Annotated in this window: 15 protein-coding genes; 5 read left to right on the forward strand and 10 right to left on the reverse strand. The window is 70.2% G+C overall.

Annotated features, from left to right (window positions below; genetic code table 11):
* Positions 1 to 63: 63 nt before the first annotated feature.
* Positions 64 to 264, forward strand: coding sequence for a PspC domain-containing protein (locus tag ACFXOM_RS02055; RefSeq protein WP_384933090.1), 201 nt, complete (start codon positions 64 to 66; stop codon positions 262 to 264).
* A gap of 319 nt (positions 265 to 583) precedes the next feature.
* Here ACFXOM_RS02055 and ACFXOM_RS02060 read toward each other — a convergent pair whose 3' ends face one another.
* Both ACFXOM_RS02060 and ACFXOM_RS02065 read right to left on the reverse strand, forming a co-directional pair.
* The gene (locus tag ACFXOM_RS02060; RefSeq protein WP_384933093.1) at positions 584 to 865 is read right to left on the reverse strand and encodes a hypothetical protein; all 282 of its coding nucleotides are present in this window, start codon (positions 863 to 865) and stop codon (positions 584 to 586) included.
* Positions 866 to 995: 130 nt separating this feature from the next.
* A complete protein-coding gene (locus tag ACFXOM_RS02065; RefSeq protein WP_384933095.1) occupies positions 996 to 2,183 on the reverse strand; it encodes an adenosine deaminase in 1,188 nt (395 codons plus the stop codon).
* A 115-nt stretch (positions 2,184 to 2,298) separates the two neighbouring features.
* Between ACFXOM_RS02065 and ACFXOM_RS02070 the strand changes: the two genes are divergently transcribed.
* Entirely contained in the window at positions 2,299 to 3,159 is an 861-nt protein-coding gene (locus ACFXOM_RS02070) for an alpha/beta hydrolase (RefSeq protein WP_384933098.1), read from the forward strand.
* An 89-nt stretch (positions 3,160 to 3,248) separates the two neighbouring features.
* Here the strand turns inward: ACFXOM_RS02070 and ACFXOM_RS02075 are convergent, their stop codons facing one another.
* A complete protein-coding gene (locus ACFXOM_RS02075) occupies positions 3,249 to 4,202 on the reverse strand; it encodes a LysR family transcriptional regulator (protein WP_384933101.1) in 954 nt (317 codons plus the stop codon).
* A gap of 62 nt (positions 4,203 to 4,264) precedes the next feature.
* Between ACFXOM_RS02075 and ACFXOM_RS02080 the strand changes: the two genes are divergently transcribed.
* The 3 genes from ACFXOM_RS02080 to ACFXOM_RS02090 all read left to right on the forward strand — a co-directional run bounded on the left by ACFXOM_RS02080 (position 4,265) and on the right by ACFXOM_RS02090 (position 7,458).
* Positions 4,265 to 5,539 (forward strand): MFS transporter, encoded by a 1,275-nt coding sequence (locus ACFXOM_RS02080; RefSeq protein WP_384933103.1) that lies wholly within the window; start codon positions 4,265 to 4,267, stop codon positions 5,537 to 5,539.
* Between the two features lie 160 nt (positions 5,540 to 5,699).
* Positions 5,700 to 6,386 carry a L,D-transpeptidase family protein gene (locus ACFXOM_RS02085; protein WP_384933173.1) on the forward strand — a complete coding sequence of 229 codons (687 nt, stop codon included), beginning with the start codon at positions 5,700 to 5,702 and terminating at the stop codon, positions 6,384 to 6,386.
* A gap of 85 nt (positions 6,387 to 6,471) precedes the next feature.
* Positions 6,472 to 7,458: a sigma-70 family RNA polymerase sigma factor gene (locus ACFXOM_RS02090; RefSeq protein ID WP_384933105.1), complete on the forward strand. Its 987-nt coding sequence runs from the start codon at positions 6,472 to 6,474 to the stop codon at positions 7,456 to 7,458.
* A gap of 99 nt (positions 7,459 to 7,557) precedes the next feature.
* Here ACFXOM_RS02090 and ACFXOM_RS02095 read toward each other — a convergent pair whose 3' ends face one another.
* The 7 genes from ACFXOM_RS02095 to ACFXOM_RS02125 form a co-directional block, all read right to left on the reverse strand.
* Complete coding sequence (locus tag ACFXOM_RS02095; protein WP_384946041.1) at positions 7,558 to 7,842, reverse strand: STAS domain-containing protein; 285 nt, start codon at positions 7,840 to 7,842, stop codon at positions 7,558 to 7,560.
* Positions 7,843 to 7,900: 58 nt separating this feature from the next.
* Complete coding sequence (locus tag ACFXOM_RS02100; RefSeq protein WP_385036749.1) at positions 7,901 to 8,491, reverse strand: Uma2 family endonuclease; 591 nt, start codon at positions 8,489 to 8,491, stop codon at positions 7,901 to 7,903.
* A 120-nt stretch (positions 8,492 to 8,611) separates the two neighbouring features.
* A complete protein-coding gene (locus tag ACFXOM_RS02105) occupies positions 8,612 to 9,889 on the reverse strand; it encodes a thymidine phosphorylase (RefSeq protein ID WP_384933111.1) in 1,278 nt (425 codons plus the stop codon).
* A gap of 87 nt (positions 9,890 to 9,976) precedes the next feature.
* Positions 9,977 to 10,399 carry a cytidine deaminase gene (locus ACFXOM_RS02110; protein ID WP_384933114.1) on the reverse strand — a complete coding sequence of 141 codons (423 nt, stop codon included), beginning with the start codon at positions 10,397 to 10,399 and terminating at the stop codon, positions 9,977 to 9,979.
* The gene (locus tag ACFXOM_RS02115) at positions 10,396 to 11,667 is read right to left on the reverse strand and encodes an ABC transporter permease (protein ID WP_384933116.1); all 1,272 of its coding nucleotides are present in this window, start codon (positions 11,665 to 11,667) and stop codon (positions 10,396 to 10,398) included. The genes ACFXOM_RS02110 and ACFXOM_RS02115 overlap by 4 nt, the downstream gene beginning before the upstream one ends.
* Positions 11,664 to 12,773, reverse strand: a complete 1,110-nt coding sequence (locus ACFXOM_RS02120) for an ABC transporter permease (RefSeq protein WP_384933119.1) — start codon at positions 12,771 to 12,773, stop codon at positions 11,664 to 11,666. Before ACFXOM_RS02120 ends, ACFXOM_RS02115 begins: the two co-directional genes overlap by 4 nt.
* The gene (locus ACFXOM_RS02125; RefSeq protein ID WP_384933176.1) at positions 12,770 to 14,344 is read right to left on the reverse strand and encodes an ABC transporter ATP-binding protein; all 1,575 of its coding nucleotides are present in this window, start codon (positions 14,342 to 14,344) and stop codon (positions 12,770 to 12,772) included. Before ACFXOM_RS02125 ends, ACFXOM_RS02120 begins: the two co-directional genes overlap by 4 nt.
* Between the last annotated feature and the right edge of the window lie 148 nt (positions 14,345 to 14,492).

Below are 14,492 nucleotides of genomic sequence, written 5' to 3' on the forward strand. Positions count from 1 at the left end.
ATTATCGATTCATCGGGAGCACACAGGAGTGACTCCCACGAAGGACTCGCGAAGGAGCCCACCATGGCCGCACTTGCCCGCCCCCGAGACGGACGCATGATCGGCGGAGTGTGCGCGGCGCTCGCACGGCGCTTCGGCACCTCCGCGACCACCATGCGCGTGATCTTCCTCGTGTCGTGCCTGCTGCCGGGTCCGCAGTTCCTGCTGTACCTGGCGCTGTGGCTGCTACTGCCGGCGGAGACGACCGCGTCGAGCGCCTGGTAACACTGCCGGCGCCACCCGAAGGGGCGCACACCCGGTCCGGGTGTGCGCGCCTTCTCGTGCGCGCCTTCTCGTGCGCGCCTTCTCGTGCGCGCCTTCTCGTGCGCGCCGTCGCCTCCGGCTCGACGCGACCGACGAAAGACCGCCGCGCCCGCCGGGGCGGTCACTTCGACGGGGTGCGGGCCCGTCCGACGGCAGGACGGGCCCGGACCGCGCACAGGTCACACGCCCCGGGGACCTCGCCCGTCACCCCGCGCCGGAACCGACGAGCCGTCAGCCCCGCGCCGAAGGACGGACCTCTCGGTCATCGCCCCGACGTTCCTCACCCCCTACGGTTCGCCGCGCTGGAGGCCCGCGGCGGCAGACCGCCGACGAGCCCCGTGACCCGGTTGGTCGTCGTGTCGGGCAGCACTTCGCGTCCCGCCGCCTGTTGAGCCACCTGCCCGACAGCCGGGAAGGTTTCGTTCTGGACCGCCGGGAGGGCGTGCACCGGCGTGCCGACGTCGGGGAGCCGCGGTGCGGCGGACGCCGTACCGGCGGCAGCGGCGGCGAAGGCGGCACCGAGGACGGCGGCACCGAAGGTCCTGGCGGCGGACGGCTTCATCAGGCGGTTCCTTGGAATGGGGTGCGGGGAGTTCTGCAAGCTAGCCAGCACCCCGCACCGCCCGCAAACGGTTCCGGGCGGGCGGAAGCGGCCGGCGTCCGCACCCTCGGCCGCCTCCGTGCATCCCGGCTCAGCCCTCGTCGCCCACGGTGCCGCTGCTCGTGGCGGTCTGCCGGAACAGCCATTCGGACCTGAGCTCGGCGTAGCCGGGCTTGATCACGTCATTGATCATCGCCAGACGTTCATCGAAAGGAATGAATGCCGACTTCATCGCATTGACGGTGAACCACTGCATGTCGTCGAGCGTGTAGCCGAACGTCTCGGTCAGCAGCTCGAATTCGCGGCTCATGCTCGTGTTGCTCATCAACCGGTTGTCGGTGTTGACGGTGGCCCGGAAGTGCAGTCGGCGAAGTAGGCCGATGGGGTGCTCCTCGTACGAGGCGGCTGCGCCCGTCTGCAGGTTCGAGGTCGGGCAGAGCTCCAGGGGGATGCGCTTGTCCCGTACGTACGCGGCGAGCCGCCCGAGCGTCACCGTGCCGTCGTCGGCGACCTCGATGTCGTCGATGATGCGCACGCCGTGGCCGAGGCGGTCGGCACCGCACCACTGGAGGGCCTGCCAGATGGACGGCAGTCCGAAGCCCTCACCGGCGTGGATCGTGAAGTGGTTGTTCTCGCGCTTGAGGTACTCGAAGGCGTCGAGGTGCCGGGTGGGCGGGTAGCCCGCCTCGGCGCCCGCGATGTCGAAGCCGACGACGCCCGAGTCGCGGTACCGGTTGGCGAGTTCGGCGATCTCCAGGGCGCGGGCGGCGTGTCGCATGGCGGTGAGCAGGGCGCCGACGCGAATGCGGTGACCGCTGGCGCGAGCGTGCCGTTCCCCTTCCCTGAAGCCCTCGTTGACGGCCTCGACGACCTCTTCGAGGGTGAGGCCGGCTTCGAGGTGTTGCTCCGGCGCGTACCGCACCTCGGCGTAGACGACGCCGTCCTCGGCGAGGTCCTCGGCACACTCGGCGGCGACGCGGACGAGCGCCTCGCGCGTCTGCATGACGGCGCAGGTGTGCGCGAACGTCTCCAGATACCGCTCCAGCGAACCGGAGTCGGCGGCTTCGTGGAACCAGATGCCGAGCTTGTCGGGCTCGGCCTCGGGGAGTGCGTCGTAGCCCGTGGCGCGGGCGAGCTCGATGATCGTGCCGGGACGGAGTCCGCCGTCGAGGTGGTCGTGGAGGAGCACCTTCGGGGCGCGGCGGATCTGGTCGGAGGTGGGCCTGTCCGGTCCGGGGGCGGCCCCCCGGGAGGACGCTTGGGTGGTCTGGCTCGTCATCTGCGCACTCTATTCCCTACGCGCGTAGAAGGCAGAGGCATGAACCGCCCGTCGATACGTAACAGTGACCGTGCGGACGGGTGGAGTACACGTGTACTTCTGAGACTGTTCTGCCATGGCACACCAGGCACTGCCCCGGTGGTGGGGGCGTACGGCAGGCGCGGCCGATTCCGGGCGCGCCCGGCTCGAGTCGGATGCGGAGCCGGTGGACGGACCAATCCCGCAGGCCAGGCTCGGCCGTGCGGTGACGCCGCAGAGCGGTTCCGGTGCGGTGGGCGGGGTGGTGCTGCTGCTGCCGGACGGCGAACCGGATTCGAGCCGGGGGCCGTCCACGATGTCGCACGCCGCGGCGCTGCCCCTGGCGCGCTCGTTGGTGCGGGCGGGCCGCGAGGACGGCCTCGTCGCCCATGTCGTCCGCTACCGCGGCCGCGGCTGGAACGGCTCCGACGCACGCCTCGCCGCCGACGCCTCCTGGGCCGCGGACGAGGTGGTGCGGCGCTACGGCGACGTTCCCGTGTGTCTGGCCGGACACGGCATGGGAGGCCGCGCCGCACTGCACGCCGCCGGCCACGACGCCGTCAACTCCGTGCTGGCGCTTGCTCCGTGGCTGCCGGAGGACGACGTCGCGGCGCGCCCCGAACCGGTGAGGCAGCTCGTCGGCCGCCACGTCCTGATCGTCCACGGTACGAAGGACACCCGGACGGACCCCGAACTGTCGTACCGGCTCGCCGAGCGGGCGAAGAAGGCGAATCGGGACACCTGCCGCTTCGAGGTCCACTCGGACGGCCACGCCCTGCGCCAGTACCAGGGCGAAGTCCAGGCCCTGGCAGCCGACTTCGTCCTCGGCACGCTCTTCTCCCGGGCCTACGCGCGCCCCGTCGCGGATGCTCTCGCGGCACCGCCGCCGCTGGGGTTGCGCATGCCGCTCGCAGCCGGATTCGGCCGCGCCCGCAGCTTGCGGACCCGGAAGCGCTGAGGCGGGACCGGGACGGGGGCACAACGCTCCGGCGGGGGCAGGGGCGCGGCGCGCACGCGGCGCGGCCCGGCCGCCGACGCTCCTGCGCGTCAATCGGGCAGCAGGTTGCCCCGGCGGGACAGCAGGAACCTCTTGAACTCCGCGACCGGCACGGTGTCCTGGTGTCCGTCGAGCCAGGCGACCCCGATCTCGCGCACCGCGCGCGGTGCCGTCACCGTGAGCTCCACGACGCCCGGCCGCGGCACGGCCGGGGGCGGGAGCAACGCGACCCCGAGCCCCGCGGCGACCAGTCCGCGCAGCGTTTCGGCCTCCTCCCCCTCGAAGGCGACCCGTGGGGCGAAACCCGCTTCGGCGCACAGCGCGTCGGTGATGCGACGCAGCCCGTAACCGGGTTCGAGGGTCACGAAGGTCTCGTCCGCGGCCTCCGCGAGGCGGATGCGCTTGCGCGAGGCGAGCCGGTGGTCGTCGGGGACGACGAGCCGCAGGCGCTGCTCGTCCAGGCGCCGCGCCACGAGGTCGGGGGCGTCCGGCACCGGAGAGGTGAGGCACAGATCCAGTTCGCCCGCGCGCAGCCGCTCGATCATCGCCTCGCCGTAGTTCTGCACGAGGGTGAAGCGGACCCTGGGGTGGTCGACCCGGAAGGCCCGGATGAGCTCGGGCACCGTCTCCGAACCCATGGTGTGCAGGAAGCCGAAGGCCACCTTGCCCGCGGACGGGTCAGCGTCGGCGCGAACCGACTCCGCGGCCCGTTCGACCTCGGAGAGGGCGCGTTCCACGGAGGTGAGGAAGGTGCGACCGGCCGGAGTGAGCGACAGGGTACGGCCCTTGCGGGTGAACAGGGGGACGCCAAGGTCCGCTTCGAGGCGGACCAAGGCGCGCGACAGAGTGGACTGGGGAACGCCGAGCTCCTGCGCGGCCCTGGTCACATGCTCGTGGCGGGCCACCCCCGCGAAGTACGCCAGGCGCGGAGCGAGCAGCAGCCGCATGTCTTCTTCGTAACTGTTCAGTGACACGCGAGCCTGTGAGCTGTACTCATGCACCATGGGAACGATTAAAGCCGTTCTATGCATTGGACGCATCAGATGGGGGTGCCTACCTTCGAGGTATGCCTTCCGCCGATACCGGGGCGCCCACGGCCGTGGGTGCCCCCACCTCGCCGTCCCGTCAGCTCGCCCCCGGCTTGCCCGGCTACCGCCGCATGAGTCTCGCACTCTTCGCCGCGGGCGTCGCGACCTTCGCCCTCCTCTACTCCACCCAGGCGCTGCTGCCCGCCGTCTCCTCCGACTTCGGCGTGACCGCGAGCGCGGCGAGCTGGACGGTCTCCGCGGCCACCGCGGCACTGGCCCTGTGCGTCCTGCCGCTGAGTGCCCTGTCCGAGCGGTTCGGACGGGTGCGGATGATGACGGCTTCCCTGGCGGTCGCCGTCGTCGTCGGGCTCCTGGTGCCTCTGGCGCCGAACCTCGAGTGGCTCGTCGCGCTGCGCGCGGTGCAGGGCGCGGCGCTCGCCGGACTGCCCGCCTCCGCCATGGCGTACCTCGCTGAAGAGGTGCGCCCCAAGGCACTGGTCGCGGCGATCGGTCTGTTCGTGGCCGGCAACAGCATCGGCGGGATGAGCGGCCGCATCGTCTCCGGCTGGATCGCCCAGCTGTGGGGCTGGCGCGCGGGACTCGCCTCGGTCGGTGTCCTGGCCGTGCTGTGCGCGGTCGCCTTCCGGCTGTTGCTGCCCCGGGCGCGTCATTTCACCGAAGGTTCGCTGACCCCCCGTGCACTCGCCGCGACCGTCCGCGGACACCTGTCGGACCCCCTGCTGATGCGCCTGTACGGGATCGGCGCGCTGTTCATGACCGTCTTCGGCGCGGTCTACACCGTCATCGGCTACCGGTTGGTCGGCGACCCGTTCGGGCTGCCCCAGGGCGTCGTCGGCTCGGTCTTCCTGGTCTACCTGGTGGGAACGGTCTCGTCCGCCGCGGCCGGGAAGCTGGTCGGCCGCCTCGGCCGGAGGGGCGCACTCTACCTGGCCGTCGGCACGACCACGGCGGGGCTGCTGCTCTCCCTCGCGGACTCGCTCACCGCGGTGCTCGCCGGCCTCGTGCTGATCACCGCCGGCTTCTTCGCAGGCCACGCGGTCGCCTCCTCCTCGGTGAGCCGCACCGCCAAGACGGGCCGCGCGCAGGCCTCCGCGCTCTACCAGTCGGCTTACTACCTGGGCAGCAGCGCCGGCGGCACGCTCGGCGCGATCGCCTTCCACGCCGACGGTTGGGCAGGGACGGTCCTGCTCGGGCTGCTCGCGGTCCTGGGCGTCGTCTCGATCACGCTGTACGGGTCCTACGCCGCGCGCGCTCAGGCACGTCGGCTGCTGCCCCTGACCGCGCACAACTGAGGCTGCCGGGGCACGGGGTGCGGCTGGTGCCGATACCTCGTCACTCCGCGGAATTCCCCGCCCCTCCCCTACAACCGCAGCCCCCCGGTACGCGTCCATAGGTCAGAGCAACCGCACTGCGCGTACCGGGGAGTTGGTCACCGTGAATCGAGTACGGAACATGCGGAGACGGGGCGTCGCAGCCCTCGGCGTCAGCGGTCTGCTGGTGCCCCTGGCGGTCGCGCTCGGGGCCGCACCCGCCGAGGCGGCGTCCTGCACGACGGCGACCGGGCCGTACCAGAAGCAGGTCGAGAGGTTCATGGGCCGTCCCGTCGACGGACGGCAGTCGCCCGCCGACTGCACGGCGATCCGGACGTTCCAGCGCTGGCACGGGATCACCCCGACGATCGGCTACGCGGGCCCGGTGACCTGGCGCACGATGAGCACGATCCTGGCGCAGCGCGCCGCGGGAAGAACGCCGAACCGGTCCGGCGCGTGCCCCACCAACAAGGGCAGGATCGCCTGTGTCGACCTGACCCGGCAGCTCAGCTGGATCCAGGACGGAGCACGGCTGACGTACGGCCCCGTGCCGGTGCGCACCGGACGGGCCGGGGCGAAGACCCGCACCGGCGCGAAGAGGGTCTACTACCGGAGCATCGACCACTGGTCGACGCTGTACCACGTGCGGATGCCGTACTCCCAGTTCTTCGACGGCGGGCAGGCCTTCCACTCGGTCACCAAGAGCATGTACAACCCTCCCGGCTCGGGGGGCTGCGTGAACATGCGCCCCGCGGACGCCAAGGCGTACTGGAACCTGCTGCGCAACGGCGACGACGTGTACGTCTACGGCCGCAAGCCCGGCACCTGAGGCGGCCGCCGGTGCCCCCGCCGCTGTCAGTCCCCTCGGGTAGCGTCCTGGGTACTGGTGCGGACGGGCATGACAGGGGAACCCGATGAGTGATCTGGCAGCGACCCAGGACCGCGACTCCCTGCTGGAGGGCTATCGCAGGGAGCTCACGGGCTACTGCTACCGCATGCTGGGGTCGGCCTTCGAAGCGGAGGACGCGGTCCAGGACACGATGGTGCGGGCCTGGCGGAGCCTTGAGAAATTCGAGGGCAGGTCGTCACTGAGGTCGTGGCTGTACCGCATCGCGACGAACGTCTGCCTCGACATGTTGAACGCGGGCAACCGCCGGGCACGTCCGATGGACCTCTCCGCACCCACACCGGTGGCCCACGCCCAGCTCACCGCCCGTCCGGAGGTCACCTGGCTCGAGCCGGTGCCGGACGGGCGGGTGCTCCCGCCGGTGGGCGACCCCGCCGACACGGCGGTCGAGCGCGAGTCGATCCGGTTGGCGTTCGTCGCGGCGCTGCAACACCTGCCGCCGAGGCAACGGGCGGTGCTGATCCTGCGCGAGGTGCTGGCGTGGAAGGCCGCGGAGGTCGCCGAGCTGCTGGACACGTCGGTGGCCTCGGTCAATAGCGCCCTGCAGCGCGCCCGCGCCACGCTCGCCGATTCCGCACCGGCTGAGGCGGATGCCGCGGACCCACTGGACGAGGAGCAGCAGCGACTGCTGGAGCGCTATGTCGCGGCCTTCGAGGGGTACGACATGGAGGCGCTGACGGCCCTGCTGCGCGAGGACGCGACGATGTCCATGCCTCCGTACGACCTGTGGCTGCGCGGGCACGACGACATCGTGGGCTGGATGCTCGGCGTCGGGGACGTCTGCCGCGGCTCCCGTCTCCTGCCCACCGTGGCGAACGGCTCCCCGGCCTTCGCGCAGTACCACCCGAGCGCGTCCGGGGACGGATTCGACCCGTGGGCGCTGATCGTCCTGGAGGTCAGGGACGGCAAGGTCGCCGGGATGGACTTCTTCCTGGACACGAAGCGCTGGTTCCCGCTGTTCGGACTGCCGGAGCGATGGGGCCCGGAGAGCTGAGGAGGCGGGCAGTCCGGGACCGGGGCCGTCGTCGGGTCACCCGGGGTCCGTGGGTGCGGGGAGAACCACGGTCCCCGTTCGGTGCCTCGGCCCGGTGGGCTACGTCAGCCCCGCGAGGTGCAGGAGCGTGAGCAGATCCGGCCCGGCGTTCTGCAACGTCAGGTTCCGTCCGAGGCGCCGGGCCGTGAGCCGGAGCCGGGCGACGGCCTCGACGGCGGCGAGATCGGCCACGGTGAGCCGGGCGGCGTCACAGACGACCTCATCCGGCCCGTCGCCGCTTTCGGCGTCGGCCTCCGCGTGCAGTCGTGCACACAGCAGCGGTATGTCGGCCGGGTTGATCCGGCCGACGAGTGCGAGAACGAGGGGCCGCCGTGTGCTGTCCATAGGGGGGAGACCGGCCCGGGAGCGACAAGTCATCGCCGGGAGCGGGCCTGCGGACGCGTCAGTCGACGGGGAAGTCGCTGCTGTCGACGGTCAGGTCGAAGGGCGCGGGCAAGCAGATCTCTTCCCCGTACTTCACCGTGTCGAGGACGCGGCACATCCCGTTCTTCGGCTCTCCGTAGAGCGTCGCGGTGGGGCGGCCGGAGTGCCAGCTGTCGAGCAGCAGGTAGAGCGGTACTCCCGCCGTCGTGGAGGCGTGCAGCTTCTCGACCCGGTCGTGATTCGCGTTGGACTTCGAGGTGATCTCGACGACGAGTTCGGCGGCGGCGGCAGGGTTGTCGCACCCCGGTTCCATCAGCGCCGTCTTGGGCGCCACAACAACATCCGGGATGAACATGCCCAGGCGGGAGGGGATGGCGAGGGCAAGGGTCTGGTAGATGCCCCGGTCATTGGGGATCACCGTGTACAGGCGCCGCTGTACCAAGTCGGCAATGCTGTTGTGGCTGTTCGCGGGTGTGGGTGACACGGTGACGATCCCCTCGATGATCTCCACCGTGCAGCCCTCGGGTGCGTCCGTCTCCTCCCAGATCCGGACGACGTCGTCCCACTCACGGCCCTGGGCCGTCGGGGGTTCGACGGTGAGTGCGCTCATGGCGGTCTCGTCTATGGGTGCGTCACCGATCCCAGCATGCCGAACGGGACCGGTGGAGGTCCACCGGTCCCGTTCACCCGAATGAGGCCACCGACATATGCCTGGCAGCGTGCGGGGAGGTCAGGCGATGCGGTCCAGGACGATCGGGTTCGCCGTGAAGTCCGCGGCCGACGGGGCGATGTCGAACGCACCCTCCAGGGAATCCAGGGCGTAAGCGAACTTCTCCGGGGTGTCCGTGTGCAGGGTCAGCAGTCGCTGCCCCGCGGTCACCGGCTCGCCGGGCTTCGCGTGGATCTCGATGCCGGCTCCCGCCTGCACCGGGTCCTCCTTGCGGGCGCGGCCCGCGCCGAGGCGCCAAGCGGCCACGCCGACGCCGTACGCGTCGAGGCGGGTGAGCAGGCCCGACGACGGAGCGGTGATCACGTGCTGCTCGCGAGCGACCGGGAGCTCGGCGTCCGGGTCACCGCCCTGAGCGGAGATCATCCGGCGCCAGACGTCCATCGCGGAGCCGTCGGCGAGCGCCTGCGCCGGATCGGCGTCCTTGATCCCGGCCGCGGCGAGCATCTCCCGGGCGAGCGCCACGGTGAGGTCGATGACGTCCTGGGGGCCGCCGCCCGCGAGCACCTCGACGGACTCGCGGACCTCCAGTGCGTTGCCCGCGGTCAGACCGAGGGGCGTGGACATGTCGGTCAGCAGGGCGACCGTCTTCACTCCGTGGTCGGTGCCGAGGCCCACCATGGTGGAGGCCAGCTCACGGGCGTCCTCGATGTTCTTCATGAAGGCGCCGGTGCCGACCTTCACGTCCAGCACCAGCGACCCGGTCCCCTCGGCGATCTTCTTCGACATGATCGAGGAGGCGATCAGCGGAATCGCCTCGACCGTGCCGGTGACGTCGCGCAGGGCGTAGAGCTTCTTGTCCGCCGGGGCCAGCCCGTCACCCGCGGCGCAGATGACCGCACCGGTGGTGTCGAGGACGTTCAGCATCTCCTCGTTGGACAGCAGTGCGCGCCAGCCGGGGATGGACTCCAGCTTGTCCAGGGTGCCGCCGGTGTGGCCGAGACCGCGGCCGGACAGCTGCGGCACCGCCGCGCCGCACGCGGCTACCAGCGGTGCCAGCGGCAGCGTGATCTTGTCGCCGACACCGCCGGTGGAGTGCTTGTCGGCGGTCGGGCGGGACAGCGAGGAGAAGTCCATGCGCTCACCGGACGCGATCATCGCGGCGGTCCAACGGGCGATCTCCGCACGGTTCATGCCGTTGAGCAGGATCGCCATCGCCAACGACGACATCTGCTCGTCGGCGACCTCCCCGCGGGTGTACGCGTCGATGACCCAGTCGATCTGCTCGGGGCTGAGTTCGCCGCGGTCGCGCTTGGTGCGGATGACGGAGATGGCGTCCATGTGCTTGGGGGGTCCTTCCGGATGCGAACCAGGTGGTACGAAAGTGGGGCGGCCCCTCCGCACGGGGGAAGCGGAGGGGCCGCCGGTCTAGCCGAGCTTCTCAGGGCCCAGCTGCTCGGGCCCGAAGGCCTGAGGCAGCATCTCGGCGAGCGGCAGGATGCCCAGCGCCGTGTCCAGCAGCAGGCCCGGCCCGCCGAACTCGTAGAGCAGCTGGCGGCAGCGGCCGCACGGCATCAGGACGTCGCCCTTGCCGTCCACGCACGTGAAGTGGGTGAGCCGGCCACCACCGGTGACCTGCAGCTGCGAGACGAGACCGCACTCGGCGCACAACGAGACGCCGTAGCTGGCGTTCTCGACGTTGCAGCCGCTGACGATACGTCCGTCGTCCACGCGTGCCGCCGCGCCGACCGGGAAGCCGGAGTACGGGGCGTACGCCCGGGACATCGCCTCCCGTGCCGCCGCGCGCAGGGCGTCCCAGTCGATGGGCCCGGCGGCCTGTGCCGACGTCACTTCCCTTGGCCCTTCTTGTACGGCTGGCCGTTGGCCTTGGGCATGCGCAGCCGTTGCGAGGACAGGGCCAGCACGAGCAGCGTCGTGACGTACGGCGCGGCGTCCACGAACTGGCTGGGCAGCGCCTCGGTCGTCGCGTACCAGGCGACCACCAGGGCGGCGACGCCCAGGGAGATCCCGGCCTGCCAGTGCTTCTTCTTGTACAGCTGCCACGCGAACGCGAGGATCAGCAGGATGCCCACCAGCAGCAGCATGGCGTGGACGTTCTCGGCACCGCCGCGCAGCTTGAGGCTGTCGGTGAAGCCGAACAGCCCGGCGCCGAGGGCCAGTCCGCCCGGCATCCAGTTACCGAAGATCATCGCGGCGAGACCGATGTAGCCGCGGCCCCCGGTCTGGCCCTCCTGGTAGATGCCCGTGGAGACGATGGCGAGGAACGCACCGCCGAGACCGGCCATGCCGCCCGAGACGAGTACCGCGATGTACTTGTACTTGTAGACGTTGACGCCGAGGGACTCGGCAGCGACGGGGTTCTCACCGCAGGACCGCAGCCGGAGGCCGAAGGCGGTGCGCCACAGGATCCACCAGGTGCCGGGGACCAGCAGCAGCGCGACGACGGTGAGCACGGACAGGTTGGTGACCAGGCCGCCGAGCACGCCCGCCAGGTCGGAGACGAAGAACCAGTGTTTGGCCTGGACATCGGCCAGACCGTCCGACAGTCCTGGGATCGTGATGTCGGTGATGCGGTCGATGCGCGGGGACTGCTTGGAGGAACCGCCCTCGGCGTTGGCGAAGGTGAAGTTGGACAGGTACTGCGTGAGGCCGACGGCGAGGATGTTGACGGCCACACCGGAGACGATGTGGTTGACGTTGAAGGTCACCGTGATCACGGCATGCAGCAGACCGCCGAGCGCACCGCCGACGACACCGAGCAGGACGCCGGTCCACGGGCCCCACTGGTAGCCCGCCCAGGCACCGAACCAGGTGCCCAGGATCATCATTCCCTCGAGTCCGATGTTGACCACGCCGGCCCGCTCCGCCCACAGACCACCGAGACCGGCGAGACCGATGGGCACGGCCAGCTGCAGTGCGCCGGAGACCTGCCCGATGGAGGTGAGGTCGTTGGCGCCGCTGATCATGCGGACCATGGAGAACAGCGCCAGGCCCGCCGCGATGATCAGCAGGATGACCGGCAGGGACAGCTTGCCGCGGCCCCCGCCCTTCTTGGGGGCAGTAGCCGTCATCGAGACCGTGCTCGTGGACTCGCTCATGCCGCCACCTCTTCCTTGTTCTTGCGGGCCTGGGCGGCAAGTTCCTCGCCGACCTTCTGCTGCTGGCGGCGGAGCCCGTACTGGCGGACGAGTTCGTAGGACACGACGACCGAGATGACGATCAGGCCCTGCATGATCGTGGCGATCTCCTTCTCGTAGCCGTGCTGGTCCAGCGAGGCGGACGTCTTCTCCAGGAAGGAGATGAGCAGCGCGGAGAAGAAGATCCCGAGCGGGTTGTTGCGGCCGAGGAGCGCGATGGTGATGCCCGTGAAGCCGACACCGGCCGGGAAGCTCAGGCTGTAGGTGTGGGTCTGGCCGAGCAGCAGCGGCATGCCGGTGAGCCCGGCGATCGCGCCGGAGACCAGCATCGCCGTCATGACCATCTTCTTGGCGTCGACACCGCTCGCCTGGGCGGCGGACGCGCTGGCGCCGGTGGCGCGCAGATCGAAGCCGAAGCGGGTGCGGTTGAGCACGAACCAGTAGACGACACCCAGCGCGAAGGCGATGAAGGTGAAGCCGTAGATCGTGCCGCCTTCCACGTCCAGGCCCGGGAACCAGCCGGACTCGGCGATGTCACCGGTGGTCACGTTGTTGGAACCCTTCGGCTGCACACCGAAGTTGGCCGGCAGGATCAGCCAGGCGATCAGACTGGTGGCGATGGCGTTGAGCATGATCGTGGAGACGACCTCGCTCACGCCGCGGGTGGTCTTCAGGACGCCGGCGATGCCGGCCCAGAAGGCACCGACGAGCATGGCGACGACCACGATCAGCAGGATGTGCAGCGGGCCCGGCAGTTCGACGGAGGCACCGACGACGGAGGCGAGCATCGCCGCGAGGCGGTACTGGCCGTCCACGCCGATGTTGAACAGGTTCATCCTGAAGCCGATGGCCACGGCCAGGGCAGCCAGGTAGTACGTGCCGGTCTGATTGAGGATCAGCACCTGGACATCGGTGTACTCGGCGTTCTCCCACATCAGCTGGTACGGCTCGACGGGGTTGCGTCCCGAGAGCAGCAGCACCACGGAGGTGAGCAGGAAGGCCACGACCAGGGCGAGCGCCGGGCCGGCGAGGCCCAGGATCAGCCGGTCCTTGTCGAATTTCCTCATCGGCCTTCACCGTTCTCGTTGTGCTCGAGGTGGCCGGAGGCAGCGCCGGTCATAGCCGAGCCCAGCTCCTCGGGAGTGATCGTGGCAGGGTCGGCGTCCGCGACCAGACGGCCGCGGTACATCACCCGCAGGGTGTCGGAAAGCCCGATGAGTTCGTCCAGGTCGGCGGAGATCAGCAGCACCGCCAAGCCCTCGCGGCGCGCCTCCCGGATCTGGTCCCAGATCTGCGCCTGCGCGCCGACGTCCACGCCCCGTGTGGGGTGGGCGGCGATGAGCAGCTTGGGGGTGTGACTCATCTCGCGGCCGACGATCAGCTTCTGCTGGTTGCCGCCGGAGAGCGAAGCCGCGGTGACCTCGATACCCGGGGTGCGGACGTCGTACTCGCGGACGATCCGCTCGGTGTCCTTGCGGGCGGCCTTGAGATCGAGCAGGCCCCTCTTGCTGTTGGGGCTCTCGGTGACGTGGCCGAGGATGCGGTTCTCCCAGAGGGACGACTCCAGCAGCAGACCGTGCCGGTGGCGGTCCTCGGGGATGTAGCCGATGCCGTCTTCGCGGCGCTTGCGGGTCGGCAGGTGCGAGATGTCGACGCCGTCGAGGGTGATCACACCGCCATCCGGGTCGCGCATGCCCATGAGGGCGTCGATGAGCTCGGTCTGGCCGTTGCCCTCGACACCGGCGATGCCCATCACCTCGCCCTTGTGGATGGTGAAGGTGACCCCGGCGAGGACCTCGCGGATGACGCCGTCGGGGTCGGTCGCCGTGAGCCTGAGGTCGTGCACGTCGAGCATCGACACGTCCGTCACCGTCGACTCGCGGGTCTCCGGCGACGGCAGCTCGCTGCCGACCATCAGCTCGGCGAGCTGCTTGGGCGTGGTGGTGCGCGGGTCGGCGGTGCCCACGGTCGTACCGCGGCGGATGACGGTGATGTCGTCGGCGACCGACAGCACCTCGCCCAGCTTGTGCGAGATGAAGATGACCGTGAGGCCCTCCGCCTTGAGCTCCCGGAGGTTGTCGAAGAGCGCGTCGACCTCCTGCGGGACGAGGACGGCGGTCGGCTCGTCGAGGATCAGCGTGCGGGCTCCGCGGTAGAGGACCTTCAGGATCTCCACGCGCTGGCGGTCGGCGACACCGAGCTCCTCGACCAGGACGTCGGGGCGGATGTTCAGCCCGTACGCGTCCGAGATCTGCTTGATCTTCTTCCGGGCCTTCGCGCCGATCCCGTACAGCTTCTCGCCGCCGAGGACGACGTTCTCCAGCACGGTCAGGTTGTCGGCCAGCATGAAGTGCTGGTGGACCATGCCGATGCCGGTCGCGATGGCGTCCGCGGGGCTGGAGAACGAGACCTGGTTCCCGTCGATCGTGATGGTGCCCTCGTCCGGCTTCTGCATGCCGTAGAGGATCTTCATCAGGGTCGACTTACCAGCGCCGTTCTCACCGACGAGGGCATGGACGGTGCCCCTGCGAATGGTGATGTCGATGTCGTGGTTGGCGACGACTCCGGGGAAGCGCTTCGTGATGCCGCGGAGTTCTACGGCTGCAGCCGGCGGCGATGACGGACTGGACGCGTTGATGGCGCACTCTCCTTGGCGGATAAGGAGCAAAAGTACTGGGCGAGCTCGGCGGGACGAGCAGCGGACTGGTCAGGAAGGTCAGGGGCTGGGCGAAAGTATCGTGCCACAGAGGGCTCTACGCGCGTAGCTTCGCCTGATGACGAAATCC

This window comes from Streptomyces sp. NPDC059169 (assembly GCF_042755225.1).
Classification (GTDB): domain Bacteria; phylum Actinomycetota; class Actinomycetes; order Streptomycetales; family Streptomycetaceae; genus Streptomyces.

What these genes read in the sequence shown, in the direction of transcription:
- ACFXOM_RS02115 (WP_384933116.1), bottom strand. Translation starts at nt 11,667, where the DNA reads ATGAGCGAGTCCACGAGCACGGTCTCGATGACGGCTACTGCCCCCAAG.
- ACFXOM_RS02100 (WP_385036749.1), bottom strand. Translation starts at nt 8,491, where the DNA reads ATGAGCGCACTCACCGTCGAACCCCCGACGGCCCAGGGCCGTGAGTGG.
- ACFXOM_RS02070 (WP_384933098.1), top strand. Translation starts at nt 2,299, where the DNA reads ATGGCACACCAGGCACTGCCCCGGTGGTGGGGGCGTACGGCAGGCGCG.
- ACFXOM_RS02120 (WP_384933119.1), bottom strand. Translation starts at nt 12,773, where the DNA reads ATGAGGAAATTCGACAAGGACCGGCTGATCCTGGGCCTCGCCGGCCCG.
- ACFXOM_RS02090 (WP_384933105.1), top strand. Translation starts at nt 6,472, where the DNA reads ATGAGTGATCTGGCAGCGACCCAGGACCGCGACTCCCTGCTGGAGGGC.
- ACFXOM_RS02055 (WP_384933090.1), top strand. Translation starts at nt 64, where the DNA reads ATGGCCGCACTTGCCCGCCCCCGAGACGGACGCATGATCGGCGGAGTG.
- ACFXOM_RS02080 (WP_384933103.1), top strand. Translation starts at nt 4,265, where the DNA reads ATGCCTTCCGCCGATACCGGGGCGCCCACGGCCGTGGGTGCCCCCACC.
- ACFXOM_RS02065 (WP_384933095.1), bottom strand. Translation starts at nt 2,183, where the DNA reads ATGACGAGCCAGACCACCCAAGCGTCCTCCCGGGGGGCCGCCCCCGGA.
- ACFXOM_RS02075 (WP_384933101.1), bottom strand. Translation starts at nt 4,202, where the DNA reads ATGGTGCATGAGTACAGCTCACAGGCTCGCGTGTCACTGAACAGTTAC.
- ACFXOM_RS02095 (WP_384946041.1), bottom strand. Translation starts at nt 7,842, where the DNA reads ATGGACAGCACACGGCGGCCCCTCGTTCTCGCACTCGTCGGCCGGATC.
- ACFXOM_RS02085 (WP_384933173.1), top strand. Translation starts at nt 5,700, where the DNA reads ATGCGGAGACGGGGCGTCGCAGCCCTCGGCGTCAGCGGTCTGCTGGTG.
- ACFXOM_RS02060 (WP_384933093.1), bottom strand. Translation starts at nt 865, where the DNA reads ATGAAGCCGTCCGCCGCCAGGACCTTCGGTGCCGCCGTCCTCGGTGCC.
- ACFXOM_RS02105 (WP_384933111.1), bottom strand. Translation starts at nt 9,889, where the DNA reads ATGGACGCCATCTCCGTCATCCGCACCAAGCGCGACCGCGGCGAACTC.